The following is a 15717-nucleotide window of genomic DNA, read 5'->3' as shown; positions in this document are numbered from 1 at the left end:
CTGGATAGAGAAGGGACTAGTTATGCGTATTGAGAAGTTATTTATTTTTTATCTCTTATCCATTCTAATGCTTAATTCCAATAGCGTATTTGCCATATCATCGGGAGAGAGTGGTGATGCCTTCATTAAAACCTGGATAAATCAGGAGGGAAGTAAGACGTATACTTTAACGATCGAACGCAACCCCGCTGGATCCCGCTATCCTTTTCTTGTCAGAGGCAAGTCGCCTTTTAAGACATATGTATCTGATACTTGTGAGATGAAGTCATCTATTCTAATTTGGTGCGGTGTATATAGTCCGCCTGCTTTTTTTATAGAATTAAGGAGAAATGATGAGTTGCACAGAATTACCTATAATGATTTATCGGGTTCTCAATATCATTACTATGCCGAAGGTTCCCTTATTTCGGATAATCCAGCAAATAATTAACCAGTTTCAGTATTTCTAAGAGTAAGCACGTCGCAACTTGCATGATGCATGACTGCATTGGCTGTACTTCCTAAAAATGCAGGAATGCTGGAGCTATGACTGCCAAGGATAACCAGATCGCAGCCTAATTCTTTAATTTTTTGCAAAATATGCTGAGAAGCTGTGCCAATTTCAATGTATTGCTGTTCGGGCGGTATACCCAGACTTTCGCATAGTAGGTCCATAACTGTTTGGGCATCTTCCTTGGATGGCTTGGCAATTTCAGCAAATCCCAGGCTTTGTGCAAATTGAAGCGACTTGGGGGGCTCGATGACATGAAGAAAATGAAGCTCGGCATTAAAAGCCTTTGCTAACTTCACTGCCTGTTGACAGTAAATTCTATGATTTTCTTTTAAGTCCGTCGCGTGCAGAATTATTTTATACAAGATCGCCTCATCCATAAAACAGGTATCAACTTAATTGTAGTTTCTTTCAGTAAAAACAACAACCTTTATCCAGGCCGGTTTGTTCTGGTCTGATATATTTATAAAACCGAGGCTAAGTTGTCGTCTTTGCGAACAACGTGAAGCAATCCAGATGGAAGCTTGAATAAAGTCAGTATCTGGATTGTTTCGCTAGGCTCACAAAGACGGTTTATGCTAAACATAGACAACTTCCTCGTGAGAATCACTTAATTTGAAACAGTCTTTTTTTAAACGTTAAACCCTGGTCGCTGAATATCAGCCTGATCTAGTGAATTCATGTCCTGTACTGCAGGTTCCACAAAGGGAGAGGTAAATGAATCTACTCTGTAAGCATGTATTCCAAATTTCGAAAGATGCACTGCATTTTTTAATCGTGACTGATCTTCATTCGCTTTCTGTTTTTTAAGAGTATCAGTATCTTCGCTGTCATTAGCTCTTTTGAAAACTACACCACTTGCTATTACCTCATCGTCCTGAAAGGGATCTTCAGGTAATAGAGGGGGTTCATTAGAATAATCCGAAGACATTAATGCCAAAGCAGATGCTGCCATTAATTTCTTATGCTCAAACTCATCAACGCAGGTTTCATTTCTTATAAATTCTAAATTTTCTGAGATTTGCACCGGAATCGGCTTTTCTAGTGGAAATGAGCCAAGATATCTCACCAGGAATGTTGGGGTGCTGTGATACCGGGTATTAACGAACTTGCCGAGCTTTTCTAATTGCGTACATTTGCCGAGATAAGTGTCAATATCGCCTGGTATATCGATTGATCTATCCAGGGCGCTTCCCATTTCAATGGCAATAAAGCCGCCCGCTTCCAAACCCATCTGCGCCTGGCTAATTAATGGTATCATAAAGTTTTTGAACCAGTCCTCATATTTGGGATACAGTTTGTGTGACTGTTGTTTGCCTGGATAGTTCTCTTTATCGAAATAAGGAGGGGAGGTTAACATCATATGGTTTGGTTTGCCGTCTGGACATAACTGAGCTGGTGTGAGAGCCTCCATAGGAAGCGCATAAGTAAAGGTTTGGAAGTTTTCAGGTTGATGGTTTGCAATGATCTCGTTATAGGCTGGTACCAACTCAGTGTTCGGATCGGTCCCAACATAACGTTTTAGGCCCAAAGGGGAGGCACCAAATGCACCTGCCATCCGATCGCCCCATCCCATACATAAATCGAGATAGCTTTCCACTGAGTAACCGTATTCTTTTTTCAGGAAATCAATAAGTGAGCCTACGTATAAGGGATGATACTGGTTTACACCATATTTTCTTATAAGTGCATATCTAATTTTCGAGCATGAAAGATGCATGTCGAGCCTGTAAAAATTATACATATCTGATGATGTATTTTCAGATAGATTGAGAGATCTCTCCGCAGTTTGTACTTTCTGAGCATTTTTTCTGGCTTTCATTGCAGTCTGGCGAAGTTGTCCACAAAAAAATGAAGCCAGATTATCTGCAGCCCAGGCACTTAAAGGGGTATAGGCATTTGTCTTGGCACGTTGTCCATTGCTGACTGCATAACGGAAAGGATCCATATAGCGGGCTGAGGTAGATGCTCCTATTAGAGTTTGTGGAAAACTGTCGTTAAAAGACAGGGTCAGTTTTTTTGTTGTACCAAGCTTTGGCATAATATTTTTTAAAGCTTGCAAATCTTTTTCCGCGTCTTTTCTGCTTATCGGTTCAAACGGGAGTTCCAGTTTTCTCTCCCTGATTTCCTTGAGCAATCGTAAACCAATCATTTGGCATATCAGGAATTCGATGGCGTCGATCTTAAGCGCTTTTTCATCGGAGCTTAAGGGTGAGTGGCAGACCTGGATATAATTCTGCACTTCAATTAATTTGCTCTTGAAATAATCTGCACTGACAAAGATATTTTCTTTGAAGTTAAGAAAGTCAAAGCAATCACTGAATAAGATAGAAGTAATCAATTTGAGTAGTTGAGGGTTGTCCTTTACTTCTTTTTCAGTAGGAATGAAGTCCGAAGGAGATGCGTTTATAAGTTTCTTTTGTGAAAAGTACTTATAATTTTTCATTTCCTTAAAGTTAATATTTTTATAAGCAGCGCAATCGAGATTAAATTCCTTGCTAAGAAGATTGATTATTTGCTGAGAATTATTTAAAAATCGGGGCATAGTGTTCAGTACCGGAGTATTGCTTCAAAATCGGCTATTTTAGGTAGTTTATGGATGAATTGTCAACAAACAGATCATTTTGCTTTAATTATTTAGAAATGGTAAAACAGGTTTGGGTTGGATTTTTTGCAATAGAATCTGATACCTTACTGCCGTCGGGTAGTCGAATTTTCGGTGAGATTTCTAATAAGGGAAGAAACATAAAATCGCGCTCCAACAATCTTGGATGTGGGATCTGAAGCCGTGGATGGCATGAGAAATGCTTACCAAAAATCAAAATATCAATATCCAGGGTACGAGAACCCCAGCGTATTCGTCGGATTCTGCCATGTGTTTTCTCAATTTGCTGGCATTGTTTCAATAAATCTAAAGCCCGGAGCCGTGTTTTAACCTTGATGACTGTATTAAAAAAACAAGGCTGAATTTTTCTGCCCCAGGCAATACTCTCATACAGGCTGGCTGTCTTGAGTACCTGGGTCTTGGGTAACGAGGCAATAGCCTGAATTGCCGTTCGTATCTGTCTTTCAGGACTTTTCAGGTTACTTCCAAGCGCAAGATAGCAAATCATTCTGAAACCGATTTGCTCCGTTGTCTGCGTCTGGGTTTTCTTGACGGTGGGGGAGATATTTCGGTGATCATTTCATGCTGTCTGGTTTCGTCTGCATCCTGAAAATTCGTCCACCATTGGGCAAGCTCCATGGATTCATCACCAGCTAGCGCCCTTAATGCCAGAAAATCGAATGCTGCCCTGAATCGGGGATGTTGCAACAAATTAATCGCTCTTCCGCCATGCCGCTTGGTAAAACGAAATTGCAAAAGCCAGATTTCACGAATAACCTGAGTAAACCGTTTGGGAATAGCAATGACCTTATTCTGTTCAAAAATCACATGATTCATTGCTTTTTCCAGTGCCGATAAAGGCGGTAAATTTTCTGCTTGCTGATAAATCGCTGCCTGCTGTTTCAGAGGAAACCATAGCAATACGGCAAAAAGAAAGGCAGGGGTTACCGGTTTATTACCTTGTATTCGGGTATCTGTACTTTCCAGAGCAATCCCTAATAGCGCACTCACCGGGTACTCGGAATGAAGCAATTGCGAGGTTTGGCTGAAGAGCTCCGCAAATAAGCCATGCTCAATCAGCAAGCGCTGAACGGCCTCACCTTGTCCGCATTGATAGAGCTTGGTGATCTCATCAAATAATCTGGAGCTTGACACATGACGTATTAACGAACTCATTTTAGTCAGGGGTTTCGCCGTTTCTTCTTCCAGAGCAAAATTAAGTTTGGCGCTGAAACGAATGGCACGAAGCATCCTTACCGGATCTTCCTGATAGCGAATGAGCGGATCTCCTATCATACGCAATTGTCTGCGATGTATGTCATCCACTCCGCCAGTGAAGTCGACAATGGAGGAATCTTCAATATTATAGTAAAGCGAGTTAACGGTAAAATCACGCCGCCAGGCATCTTCATCCAGACTACCGTAAACATTATCACGCACAAGCATGCCGCGCTCATTAACCTGCTGGCTTTCATCAATTGACTGATTGCCGCGAAATGTGGCTACTTCGATAATATCGCGATGGAATATAATATGAACTAATTTGAAGCGGCGACCAATAATCCGGGCATTTCTAAATAAGCTTTTGATCTGGTTGGGTGTGGCGTTAGTTGCCACGTCAAAGTCTTTGGGAGCCTGACCTAGAAGAAGATCACGCACGCTTCCGCCAACAAGATAAGCTTGAAATCCAGCGCCATTAAGGCGGTTTAAAACCTTCAGGGCATTAGGGCTGATATCCGTTTTTGAAACATTATGCTGTGTGCGGGGTATGATGAAGCTGGCTTCTATAGGAGTATGTTTTCCCCTGGATTTTCGCAACAGCTTTTTTATTAACTTAATTATTGTAGTCACCTAAATAAAGATTGTATAACGCTGTCTATTATAGCTAAGATATGTAGTAAAGTGAAATGGTTATGTTTAATTAAAATCATAGTCTTATTCTTAAGAGAAAATTCATTTTTTTAACTCAATAAATAATTGATTTCGATCAAGTCATGAGAATTACAAATGGATATGCTGGATATCATATTTAGTCTGATAGCATTGGTTATATTAGAGATTGTACTAGGAATAGACAATTTAATCTTTTTATCAATCCTTACTGAAAAACTGCCTTTGGAGCAGCGTAAGGCCGCCAGACGATGGGGGCTTACATTTGCCTGGGTGACCCGTTTATGCCTGTTAGCCTCGGCCGTATGGCTGGCAGAGCTTAAGCATCCCTTATTTTCAATTGCCAGGTTTTCCTTCTCGGCACGGGATCTTTTTCTTTTCGCGGGCGGTGCGTTTCTCATCGTCAAGGCGACACAGGAAATTCATGATGAAGTGGGAGAGGATCCCCCGCTTATGATTGATAAGCCCTCCAGGAAAACCACTATGAAAGCGGTGGTAACACAAGTTGCAATTATGGATGTGGTGTTTTCACTGGATAGTGTTCTAACTGCGATTGGCCTTACTAACCGCTTCTGGGTTATGGCCGCTGCAATTACCTGCGCTATTCTGGTAATGATTTATGCCAGCGAACCAGTCAGCCGCTTCATCGATAAACATCCGACGATAAAAATGCTGGCCCTGTCTTTTCTTATTTTAATAGGTACGGTTCTTATCGCAGACAGCTTCTCATTCCATGTTCCCAGGGCTTATGTATATTTTGCGATGGGTTTTTCAATTAGCGTAGAATTGCTAAATATGTTAAGACGCTCGCGTCACAAACGAAGAAAAATTCATAAATAAGAAGTTCTACTTAATCCATTTAACTACATTTTCATCGACTGCGTTATCTTTTCAGTTAACACTGAAAACAGGAGCATAGGTTTGAGTTGGTTGAAGGCAACCTGTCTCAGTTTAAGGAATGCTTTGGTAAATTTGAAATTGCCATCTTTCAAAAGATGATAAGCCGGCTTGTTACGGGCCAGCTCGTGCAGAAACTCCTCTCGTGAGGAGAATGAAATCAGGGGCGTTTGAAATCCTGACGCTGGCGGATTGATTTTCCGAATCACAATCTCTTCGCTTTGCATCAAGTTTTTTAAAATATCTGGCGGAATGGTTAATAAATTGACGCCTGCAACTGAAAGCACCTGCTCTTTATTCCTGAAGCTGGCTGCCATAATTTCAGTAGAAATTCCATGGACACTATAATAATCAACTATCGATTGTACCAGCTCAGCCCCCGGGGATTGTTTCGATTCGATATGATTATTGGAATAATATTCATTCAGGCGCCCCACAAAAGGGGAGATAAGTGTTATTTTCGACTGTGCACAGGCTGCTGCTTGCACCAGGGAAAACACCAGAGTTAAATTACAATGAATCCCTTGCTTTTCCAACTCTTCTGCTGCCTTAATCCCTTCCCAGGTGGCTGCTACTTTTATCAGAATGCGCTCCGGCGCAATTCCATTTTTTTCATAAAGAGAAATTAAATATTGAGCTCGCTTGATTGTTTCAACCGTATTGAAGCTTAAACGAGGATCCAGTTCACTGGAAATTCTGCCAGGAATTACCTGTAAAAGTTGTGTTCCAATTTTGGTAATGAAGCGTGCTGCAAAGCGAATCGCTTGCGGGTAGCCGGAATTGTCATCTTTTTCAGCTTCGAACAGGGCTTCTTTCAATGTCCGTTGATAATCCGGATTAAGTGCGGCATCAAGAATCAGTTTTGGGTTGGTTGTTGCATCGCGCGTTTGAAATTCATTTAACAGTTTGATATCCCCAGTATCTGCAACCACTTCAGAATACTGTTTAAGTTGTTCTAGCTGGTTCATCATACCACCTCTCCATCATTGCCGTGAATTGGGCTGTATTGCTATTCCTGCTTATACAAGAATAGCAATAATTTGAGGGAGGTGCAGAAACGAAATTATTCCTCTATTTCAACCATCTCAAAGTCTTCTTTTCCTGCGCCGCAATCTGGACAAAACCAATTTTCGGGAACATCTTCCCAGCGAGTCCCTGGCTCAATGCCATCTTCGGGCCAGCCTTCCTGCTCATCGTAAATAAAACCACAAATCACACAAATGTATTTTTTGAAATCCTGCATAAATGAAAGTCTCTACCTTAAAAAAGCTGTAATTTAACGATTGTATTTTGTCTTGTAAAGTAAATTACAGTTAAGTATAGGAAGTGGTTATTTTTGATCAAATGGTTAAAAAAAGGTAGAATGACCCTCTTTCTTAGGCAAAGGAGTCGTCGTGAGTCAGTCTCAACAACTTTTTAATGAAGCTCAGGCCATTATTCCCGGTGGAGTTAATTCTCCTGTTCGTGCATTTCGAGGAGTTGGCGGTGAGCCCATATTCTTTAAACAGGGGAAGGGAGCTTATCTCATCGATGCAGACAATCGGCATTATATCGATTATGTGGGATCCTGGGGGCCATTGATTCTCGGGCATTGTCATCCAAAGGTAATTGAAGCGGTTTCTTTTGCCCTTCATAATGGAATGAGTTTTGGTGCGCCTACCGAGTTGGAAATTCGTCTTGCCGAAAAAATAATCCAGTTAATGCCCCGTATTGAAAAAATACGTATGGTTAATTCCGGCACTGAAGCGACAATGACTGCGATTCGCCTGGCCAGAGGATTTACCGGAAAAAATAAAATCATTAAATTTAATGGATGCTATCATGGTCATAGTGATAGTTTACTTGTCAAAGCCGGTTCAGGTCTTTTAACTTTAGGGATTCCGTCTACCCCAGGTATTCCAGCCAGTATTACTGAGCACACACTGACTGTAGATTTCAATGATCTTGCGTCTACCGCGCAATTATTTGAGGCCTATGCCGATGATATTGCAGCGGTAATTCTTGAGCCGGTGGCCGGCAATATGGGATTTGTTTTACCTCGTCCTGAATTTTTAGAGGGTTTGCGCGTACTTTGCGATCATTACAACTCGCTTCTGATTTTTGATGAAGTGATGACTGGTTTTCGTGTGGCACTGGGCGGTGCACAGGCGGTTTTCAGCATTGCCCCGGATATTACGACATTAGGCAAAGTGATTGGCGGCGGGATGCCTGTAGGCGCGGTAGGCGGCAAGGCCTCGATTATGAGCCATCTTGCGCCAGAAGGGAAGGTTTATCAGGCCGGTACTTTATCGGGCAACCCTTTGGCAATGGCCGCGGGATTAGCTACATTAAATGAAATAGAAAAGCCTGACTTTTTTGAAAATCTTGGGCAAACAACAAAAAACCTGGTTCAGGCCTTGGCCGAAGTGGCAGAATCATTAAAGATACCATTTTGCTCAGCGTCACTGGGCGGAATGTTCGGTTTCTGCTTTAGTGAAGCATCGCAGGTCTTTGGCTATGAAGACATTGCGGCATCTGATGAAGCACTATTTAAACGCTTTTATCACGGCATGCTTAACAAGGGCATCTATTTTGCGCCGTCTCTCTACGAAGCGGGATTCGTATCCTCTGCACATCAGAAAGAAGAAATTCAGATGACACAGGAGGCAGCGGCAGAGGTGTTGGAAAAATGTTTTAAAGTTGGGCAAGCGTCCGCTTAGAGAAAATCCCCTTTTTGAACCCCTCTCTCTAACTCTCTCCCCTGAGGGGAGAGAGGACTTGTGAAATTCCTCGGAACTGATTTATTTCAGTCCAAACACTTTCTCTGCAATCATCGCTTCCTCATCCCCGCGTATCACCAGTATGTTATGACCTACATCCGAGATGTTATCGCAGTTGTCTATCTTCTCGGAATTTTTTTCCTCATCGATAAAAAAATTAAAATGTTTTAGCGGGCTTAGAATCATTTTACGAATTTGAACGGCATTTTCACCAACTCCGCCTGTAAAGATAAGTGCGTCGAGTTGTTCTATTTGGCTGAGATAAGAGCCTATTACTTTTTGAATGGTATAAACATACATATGAATGGCCAGCTTTGCCTTCGAATCGCCTTTTGTGAATCGAGAAGATAAATTGCGCATGTCATTATCCCCGCCAATGCCATAAAGTCCGCTTTTTTTGTTTAACAGATGATCTACCTCTTTGGGGCTTAGGCCTTTATCTATTAAATAGAGTGGAATTGCCGGGTCAATATCGCCGCAACGCGTTCCCATAACCAGGCCAGCCAGTGGTGTTAATCCCATTGTAGTATCTGCGGACATTCCTCGTTTGATTAGGCATGCACTGGCTCCATTTCCCAGATGCAAGCTGATGAAATTACAGGCGTTCAAAGGTTTATCGAGGAACTGGGCGGCGCGTCTGGCAACATATTCATGATTAATGCCATGAAAACCGTAACGTCTGATTTTAAATTGCTTGCTTACTTCCATGTCAATTGGGTAATTGTAGACATGATCAGGCATCTGATGATGAAACCCGGTATCAAAAACAGCGACATGCACAGCGTCCGGAAAATTCTGCTGCGCCAGTTCAATTCCAATAACATTAACAGGATTATGTATCGGCGCAAGAAAACTTAATTCTTTAATTTGCTGGAGCGTTTGCGGAGTAATGACAGTAGGTTCAAACAAATCAGTACCTCCATGTACAACCCGATGACCAATCCGCGTGAGGGGATGATGGGCGAGATCTGATTTCAAGCGGGTAGACAACAGTGAAAACGCCTCGGCATGATTGGCTAATTGCTCCTGGGAAACAGAGCTGTTTTTAAAGTGGTGATGCCAGCTGGCACTTGATTCGCCAATTCCTTCAATCAAACCGCTTAGCAAAAGCTTGTGCCCTTTGCTGGTAAACGTATAGGCCTTGTATTTAATAGAAGAGCTGCCCGCATTAATAGAAAGAATATTCATAGTTTTTCCCGGTTGACCTGAAGTGCTGTAACCAGAATCGTATTGATCACATCCTGGGGTGTGCATCCTCTGCTTAAATCATTAATAGGTTTGTTCAACCCCAATAATACGGGGCCAATTGCCAATGCTCCACTTTCCCTCTGTACTGCCTTGTAAGTGTTATTCCCTGTATTCAAGTCGGGAAAAATTAACACATTCGCTTTGCCAGCCACTTTGGAATCAGGCATTTTCTTCGCGGCGACTTCTGCATCCACCGCTGCGTCATATTGCAAGGGACCCTCAGCGGCTAACTTAGGGTGTTTCTTGCGTAGAATTTCCATAGCGCCCGCTACTTTCGCTACACTTTGGCCTTTTCCGGATTCTCCTGAAGAATAAGATAGCAAGGCTACTTTGGGGCTTATTCCAAGTCTTCTTGCCATATCCACTGCCTGTTCAGCTATTTCGGCGAGCGTTTCACTGTCTGGTTCTGGATTAATAGCGCAATCGCCATAAATCAGCACACGGGTAGGCATACACATGATGAATACTGAGGATACCTTGGAAATGCCTGGTTTAGTTTTAATAATTTCCAGAGCAGGACGTACAGTATCTGCCGTAGTATGGGCTGCACCGGATACCATCCCATCGGCTTCACCACTGTAAACCATCATTGCTGCAAAATAATTCACATCCGTCATACGTTCAAGTGCAATGGGGAAATTGATATTTTTATGCTGCCTTAGTTTGAAATACTCATTCGCAAAAATTACCTTGTCAGTGGACTTGTCAATGTCAATAATACGGACATTGGGAAGTTCCAGCTCCAGACGTTTGGAATGCATCTTGATCTTTTGCGGATCACCAATGAGAGTGATTCTAACCACGTTGCGTTTGAGTAAATAATCCGCAGCAATGAGAATTCTGCTGTCTTCGCCTTCAGGGAGAACGATGTGGCATTTTTTTTCTCGGGCCTTACGGATTAATTCATAGAGAAAAATTGCCGGACTCATTGAGCGGATATAAGTTTTGCTGCTTAATACACTCAACAAGGGCTGTGACAGATAAGGCACCAGGGCCTGCATCGCTGTTTTAACCCGTTCCTCGTCATGGGTACTCAGGCTGAATTTTGCTGAAAATAATCGCGTGGCTGTTTCATAGGTTTTGTGTTCAACTAATAATACGGGGAAGCAATGTTCAAGACCGGTAATAATATTCCGGATAATGATGCCAGGTTTTTCCCCGCCGGTCAGGACAATACCAGCGATTTTTGGATAGTTGGCGGATTGTTCGGCCAGTAATGAACCCAGCAGAATGTCGATTCGATCATCCGGGGTAATAATCAGCATGCCGCCTCGGTCCAGACGTGATTCAAGAAAGTTACCTATGGTTTTTGCTGCGATGGTAAATTGCCGAACTGGTCTGTCCAGCTCCTCTTTACCGCAAAGTACTTCAGCCTCCAGCAACTCTGCAATCGCTTTGACCGAAGGACTGGATAATTGTTCAAACTCGGGGATAATTACAAGAAACGGGATGGAGGCAAACTGTTTTTTAAATAATAATTCAGCCTCTGTTTCATCCTGCACACGGCTGATAATGATCCCTGCAACGGCCACATGGGAGCGCCTGCACATTTCAATTGCCGTATTGAGTACTGCAAGAGTATGTTCCAGTGTTCTGTCTTTTGAAGAAACGACCAGAAATAATGAACAGTTTAACTGGTAAGCCATGTTAATATTAAACTGAAATTCATACACATCATTATCGCTTTCAAAATCAGTGCCTTCAAAATAATCGAGAGACGAGGTGTTATCAAGCTGCGTTTTTTCAAGAACCATCCCGAACAGATCATCGGGTTGAGTTCGCATCATGGATATCGCCTGGTTTACGTCCATAATTGCTGGAACCACTGTGCCGGTGGTTTTTTCTAACAGACACTTCTGGGCATCGTCTTTTTCGCTGAAAAGCTTAAAGCAGCGAAACGCAATATGCTCTGCTAATAAGGTAGAAACGATTCCCAGGGAGATGAATGATTTACCCGCTCGTTTCTCAATACCTGATAGATATATTTTTTTGTGCATATTGATTCTCTCTGGGTCAGTCTTAGTTGATTTTAGACTATCCGGATATCCAAGTTAAGAACTTTAATACAGTTTTTTATTTAGCTATTCATAAAAAGGGTGGGGTAAAGGCATAGACAGCTTAATAATTGCATGGCATAGTCAAAACAGACAATCTAAGAGAAGGACGTATTGTGTCGACAGAAGATAGAATCCAATCAGCCTTAACTCATTGGCCACGAGGTGTTTTTGCTCTGTTTTGTATTCAGATTTTTTCGACTTTAAGCTTTAGCGTTCTCTATTCAACTCTTGTTCTTTATATGACAGGCCCATTAAATCTCTCGGCGCAGAACGCCAACAGTATAATGGGCGTATTTGTCGCATTTAATTTTGCTCTTCATCTGCTGGGCGGTTGCTGGGGTGGCCGTTATCTTTCCAACCGAATGCTTTTTAGCATTGGAATGCTTGCTCAGGTTATTGGTTGTATTTTACTTTCAACTGAAAGTCTGGATTACCTTTATTATGGACTTGCCGCATTTTTAACAGGTTGTGGTTTAAATGTCACTTGTATTAACTGCATACTGACGCAATTGTTTTCTCCTGAGGATACGCGCAGGGAAACGGCCTTCTTGTATAATTATGCCGGCATGAATATAGGTTTTTTTGTTGGATTTAGTTTAAGTGGATATTTCCAGCTTTCTCAGGGATATGAACGATTATTTTTATTAAGCAGTCTGGGAAATTTAATAGCGTTGGTTATTTGTCTCTATAATTGGCCATCGCTTGCTGATAAGGATACAATTTATGCCAGGCTGCCAAGACAAAAGCAAAAAAAGTTTCTTGTAATGGGCGCTATAATGGTTTTCCTGCTATTCCTTATACTGCAGCCGCTGCTTCATTTCGCGGCATTTGCTAACAAGCTCGTTCTGACAACCGGTGGAGTGATGCTCCTGGTGATATTGTACCTTGCAAGATCACAGGACACCGTTGTGGCTCGAGACAAGATTTATGCATTTATTATATTGATGGCCGTAAGCACAGTATTCTGGACCTTGTATCAGATAGGCCCGATGGGACTGACTCATTTTATTGACCATAATGTCCAGCGTCACTGGCTATTTGTGACCATTCCCCCGCAGTGGTTCCAGAACATTAATACAATTTGTATCGTTTTCGGCGGACCGCTATTAAGTGTGATACTTAATAAATTGAGAGCCCGTAATATTGGTGTAAATATCCCCACGCAATTCGCGATTGCCTTGGTATTTATTGGCGTTGCCTTTGCGATATTACCGATAGGTATCAGCCATGCCGACGCTAAGGGACTGACTTCACCGTTTTGGGTTGTTAGCAGCTTTATTTTACAGAGCGCAGGTGAGTTATTAATTTCACCCATAGGCTATGCAATGGTGGGGAGCCTGGCTCCGTCTTCGTTGCAGGGGGCAATGATGGGAATGTGGATGCTGACCACAGGCGTGGGGGCAACGCTTTCAAGTTACAGCTCTAACTGGATGACAGCTGGAATGAATAGCCTGGATCCGCTTATTACAAATCCAGGATACGGCCACGTATTTCTTATTCTGGGTATAGCGGCTATCGCTGCAGGTTGTTTATTATTTACATTGACTCCATTATTGAAACGATGGATGTATAAATCCTCGCTTAATTCACAAGCAAATGTCAGCACATTAGCTGCAATTGGATAATAATTCAAAGGATTTCAGTGTTCATAAAGAGCTAATCGGGATACACTGTTGTCAGTTGTATTTTTGAAGAGCTCTTCATGTGAGTAATCCTTTTATTCCTATAGAAACTGCCAAAATTGACTGGCAGGAAAATACTCCTTATTCACTTGTGTACAAAGATTTCTATTTTCCCAGAGCAAATGCTTTGTCAGAGGTGAGAGATGTTTTCATAGAAGCTAATGATTTAATCCATCGCTGGTTAAAATTACAGTCAGCTTCACACAAGCAGTTTTGTATTGGAGAAACCGGATTCGGAACTGCCTTAAACTTTCTGACAACCTGGCATTCCTGGCTTCAATATGCGCCTGAAGAGGCCGTATTGTATTATTACAGTTGTGAAAAGCATCCATTATCTATTATTGATTTAAAAAAATGCCTTGCTCAATGGCCTGAGTTTGAATCCTTATCGGCGGAGCTGATAAGCCAGTATCCTTTATTGACGCCAGGATTTCATTATCTTTCTTTTTCTGAAGGAAGAGTCAAATTAATTCTTATGCTGGGCGAAGCGGACTCCTGTTTTAGGCAATTGCTAGTGTCAGGTGATTTAAAGCTGGATACCCAGCTAAAATGCGCACGATTTGATGCCTGGTATTTTGATGGATTTGATCCTGAAAAAAATGAATCCATGTGGAGTGTAGATCTTTTTAAAGTAATTGCTTTGCTGTCCAGGCCAGCCTGCACATTTGCGACATGGTCTACAGAAAGCAGGGTCAAAGACAATTTATTAAACTGTGGCTTTATAATCAACAAGCAAAAAAAACAGGATGCGAAGTCTGATATGCTAAGCGGAGAGCTTCTTGCCGCGCGGTATAGTGGCGGCAGGCGAAGTACTCCCTGGCAGTTTTCAACGAAAAAAGAGGTAGCAATCCGCAAAGCAATTATTATAGGCGCGGGCCTTGCAGGAGCAATGACTGCCAATGCGCTGGTCAGACGGGGATGGAAAGTCACAGTGCTTGAAAGGGCAGCCCATCCAGCTCAAGGTGCTTCAGGAAACTCGCAGGCGATTTTATATCCTCAGCTATCTGCTTTTAAGTCTCCGCTGACCGATTTCATGCTGATGGCCTATCTCTATGCGCTGCGGTTTTATAAGCAATTACCCGCAATTGAAAAGTTTGCTGATTTAAAGGGTATCATTCAGCTCGCTTATAGTGATAAGGAGCGTAAATTACAGTCCAGTTTAAAAAAATGGCTCGAACGCTACCCCGAAATGGCTGTTCCAATCGATGCAAAAGAGGCTTCTCAAAAAGCTGGTATCGTTTTGGAACAGGGAGGTTTGTTTATACCTGAAACCGGGTGGATTGATCTGCCTGAATTATGTCGTTTTTTACTGGAGCACTCCGAAATTAATGTCCAGACTGAGACATGCGTTTCTCAAATTTACTACGAGAACGGATGCTGGCTGGTTAATGGACAGAGAGCGGAGGTCCTGGTTATTGCTAACGGAGCTGAGGCAAGCCAGTTTGAGCAAACGAGCTGGCTGCCATTGAAACGAATCAAAGGGCAGATGACCTGGATTGATGAATCATTGGAAAGCCGTACTTTAACGCGGCCGCTGTGCGGCGATGGCCATGTGCTTCCTGCTCGAGATGGCCTTCATGCTTTGGGTGCTACCTTTGAATTAAGTTTTACGCATGATCAAGCGGATGAGCAGGGGAGCGAGCTGAACTTGGACAGGCTTTCAACCTTGGCTGCTAATGTAAACTGGCAAAAAGAAGTTCGGGCACAATGGGCAGGTGTTCGGGCTGCAGCTCCGGATTATCTTCCAGTGGCAGGACCAGTACCTGATGCGCACGCTTTTTTGCAACGCTTTGCAGGATTGGCCGATGATTCCAAACGCTGGATTGCGGCGAGTGGGGCCTATCTGCACGGATTGTACCTGTGCTCAGGATTTGGTTCGCGCGGCCTGACCAGTGTACCTGTCTGTGCTGAATGGCTTGCCGGACTTATAAATAATGAACCTGGATTTTTGAATAGAGAGACTATTCGATCACTATCCGCGGGTCGTTTTTTAATCAAACGTATTGTGTTTGGGAAAAAATAATAAGTATGCACAAAAAATAGATTCTGCGTTCAAATAACTTTTCCTTGATTCTGATTGCAGAGATAG

The 15717-nt window shown here is 42.5% G+C and carries 13 protein-coding genes; 5 read left to right on the top strand and 8 right to left on the bottom strand.

Annotated features, from left to right (window positions below; all coding sequences use genetic code 11):
* Positions 1–22: 22 nt before the first annotated feature.
* Entirely contained in the window at positions 23–430 is a 408-nt protein-coding gene (locus tag DYH61_RS07925) for a hypothetical protein (protein WP_058508354.1), read from the top strand.
* Here DYH61_RS07925 and DYH61_RS07920 read toward each other — a convergent pair.
* The 4 genes from DYH61_RS07920 to pcnB all read right to left on the bottom strand — a co-directional run bounded on the left by DYH61_RS07920 (position 427) and on the right by pcnB (position 4916).
* On the bottom strand, positions 427–855 hold the full coding sequence (locus tag DYH61_RS07920; RefSeq protein WP_058508397.1) for a universal stress protein: 429 nt from the start codon (positions 853–855) through the stop codon (positions 427–429). The genes DYH61_RS07925 and DYH61_RS07920 overlap by 4 nt on opposite strands.
* A gap of 266 nt (positions 856–1121) precedes the next feature.
* Positions 1122–2552, bottom strand: a complete 1431-nt coding sequence (locus tag DYH61_RS07915) for a hypothetical protein (RefSeq protein WP_133129104.1) — start codon at positions 2550–2552, stop codon at positions 1122–1124.
* 571 nt (positions 2553–3123) lie between these two features.
* On the bottom strand, positions 3124–3603 hold the full coding sequence (gene folK / locus DYH61_RS07910; RefSeq protein ID WP_058508352.1) for a 2-amino-4-hydroxy-6-hydroxymethyldihydropteridine diphosphokinase: 480 nt from the start codon (positions 3601–3603) through the stop codon (positions 3124–3126).
* Complete coding sequence (pcnB, locus tag DYH61_RS07905) at positions 3600–4916, bottom strand: polynucleotide adenylyltransferase PcnB (protein WP_058508396.1); 1317 nt, start codon at positions 4914–4916, stop codon at positions 3600–3602. The genes folK and pcnB overlap by 4 nt, the downstream gene beginning before the upstream one ends.
* 186 nt (positions 4917–5102) lie before the next feature.
* Between pcnB and DYH61_RS07900 the strand changes: the two genes are divergently transcribed.
* Positions 5103–5825 (top strand): TerC family protein, encoded by a 723-nt coding sequence (locus tag DYH61_RS07900; protein WP_058508351.1) that lies wholly within the window; start codon positions 5103–5105, stop codon positions 5823–5825.
* Between the two features lie 23 nt (positions 5826–5848).
* Here DYH61_RS07900 and DYH61_RS07895 read toward each other — a convergent pair whose 3' ends face one another.
* Together DYH61_RS07895 and DYH61_RS07890 are read right to left on the bottom strand one after the other, a co-directional pair.
* Positions 5849–6853 carry a transaldolase family protein gene (locus DYH61_RS07895; RefSeq protein ID WP_058508350.1) on the bottom strand — a complete coding sequence of 335 codons (1005 nt, stop codon included), beginning with the start codon at positions 6851–6853 and terminating at the stop codon, positions 5849–5851.
* A 92-nt stretch (positions 6854–6945) separates the two neighbouring features.
* Positions 6946–7125: a rubredoxin gene (locus DYH61_RS07890; RefSeq protein ID WP_058508349.1), complete on the bottom strand. Its 180-nt coding sequence runs from the start codon at positions 7123–7125 to the stop codon at positions 6946–6948.
* A gap of 151 nt (positions 7126–7276) precedes the next feature.
* Between DYH61_RS07890 and hemL the strand changes: the two genes are divergently transcribed.
* Complete coding sequence (hemL, locus tag DYH61_RS07885) at positions 7277–8581, top strand: glutamate-1-semialdehyde 2,1-aminomutase (protein WP_058508348.1); 1305 nt, start codon at positions 7277–7279, stop codon at positions 8579–8581.
* 81 nt (positions 8582–8662) lie between these two features.
* On the opposite strand, the gene DYH61_RS07880 is transcribed toward hemL, so the two are convergent.
* Both DYH61_RS07880 and pta read right to left on the bottom strand, forming a co-directional pair.
* Positions 8663–9829 carry an acetate/propionate family kinase gene (locus DYH61_RS07880; RefSeq protein ID WP_058508347.1) on the bottom strand — a complete coding sequence of 389 codons (1167 nt, stop codon included), beginning with the start codon at positions 9827–9829 and terminating at the stop codon, positions 8663–8665.
* The gene (gene pta, locus DYH61_RS07875) at positions 9826–11886 is read right to left on the bottom strand and encodes a phosphate acetyltransferase (RefSeq protein ID WP_058508346.1); all 2061 of its coding nucleotides are present in this window, start codon (positions 11884–11886) and stop codon (positions 9826–9828) included. The genes DYH61_RS07880 and pta overlap by 4 nt, the downstream gene beginning before the upstream one ends.
* 173 nt (positions 11887–12059) lie before the next feature.
* Between pta and DYH61_RS07870 the strand changes: the two genes are divergently transcribed.
* Positions 12060–13571 carry a peptide MFS transporter gene (locus DYH61_RS07870; protein ID WP_083499256.1) on the top strand — a complete coding sequence of 504 codons (1512 nt, stop codon included), beginning with the start codon at positions 12060–12062 and terminating at the stop codon, positions 13569–13571.
* 79 nt (positions 13572–13650) lie between these two features.
* A complete protein-coding gene (gene mnmC, locus DYH61_RS07865; RefSeq protein WP_058508345.1) occupies positions 13651–15651 on the top strand; it encodes a bifunctional tRNA (5-methylaminomethyl-2-thiouridine)(34)-methyltransferase MnmC2/FAD-dependent 5-carboxymethylaminomethyl-2-thiouridine(34) oxidoreductase MnmC1 in 2001 nt (666 codons plus the stop codon).
* Positions 15652–15717: the final 66 nt, after the last annotated feature.

Origin of the sequence: Legionella quinlivanii, assembly GCF_900461555.1 — a bacterium.
GTDB classification, from domain to species: Bacteria; Pseudomonadota; Gammaproteobacteria; order Legionellales; family Legionellaceae; genus Legionella_C; species Legionella_C quinlivanii.
The sequence above is the reverse complement of the archived record's forward strand: the minus strand, read 5'-3'. Positions and strand labels throughout refer to the sequence as shown.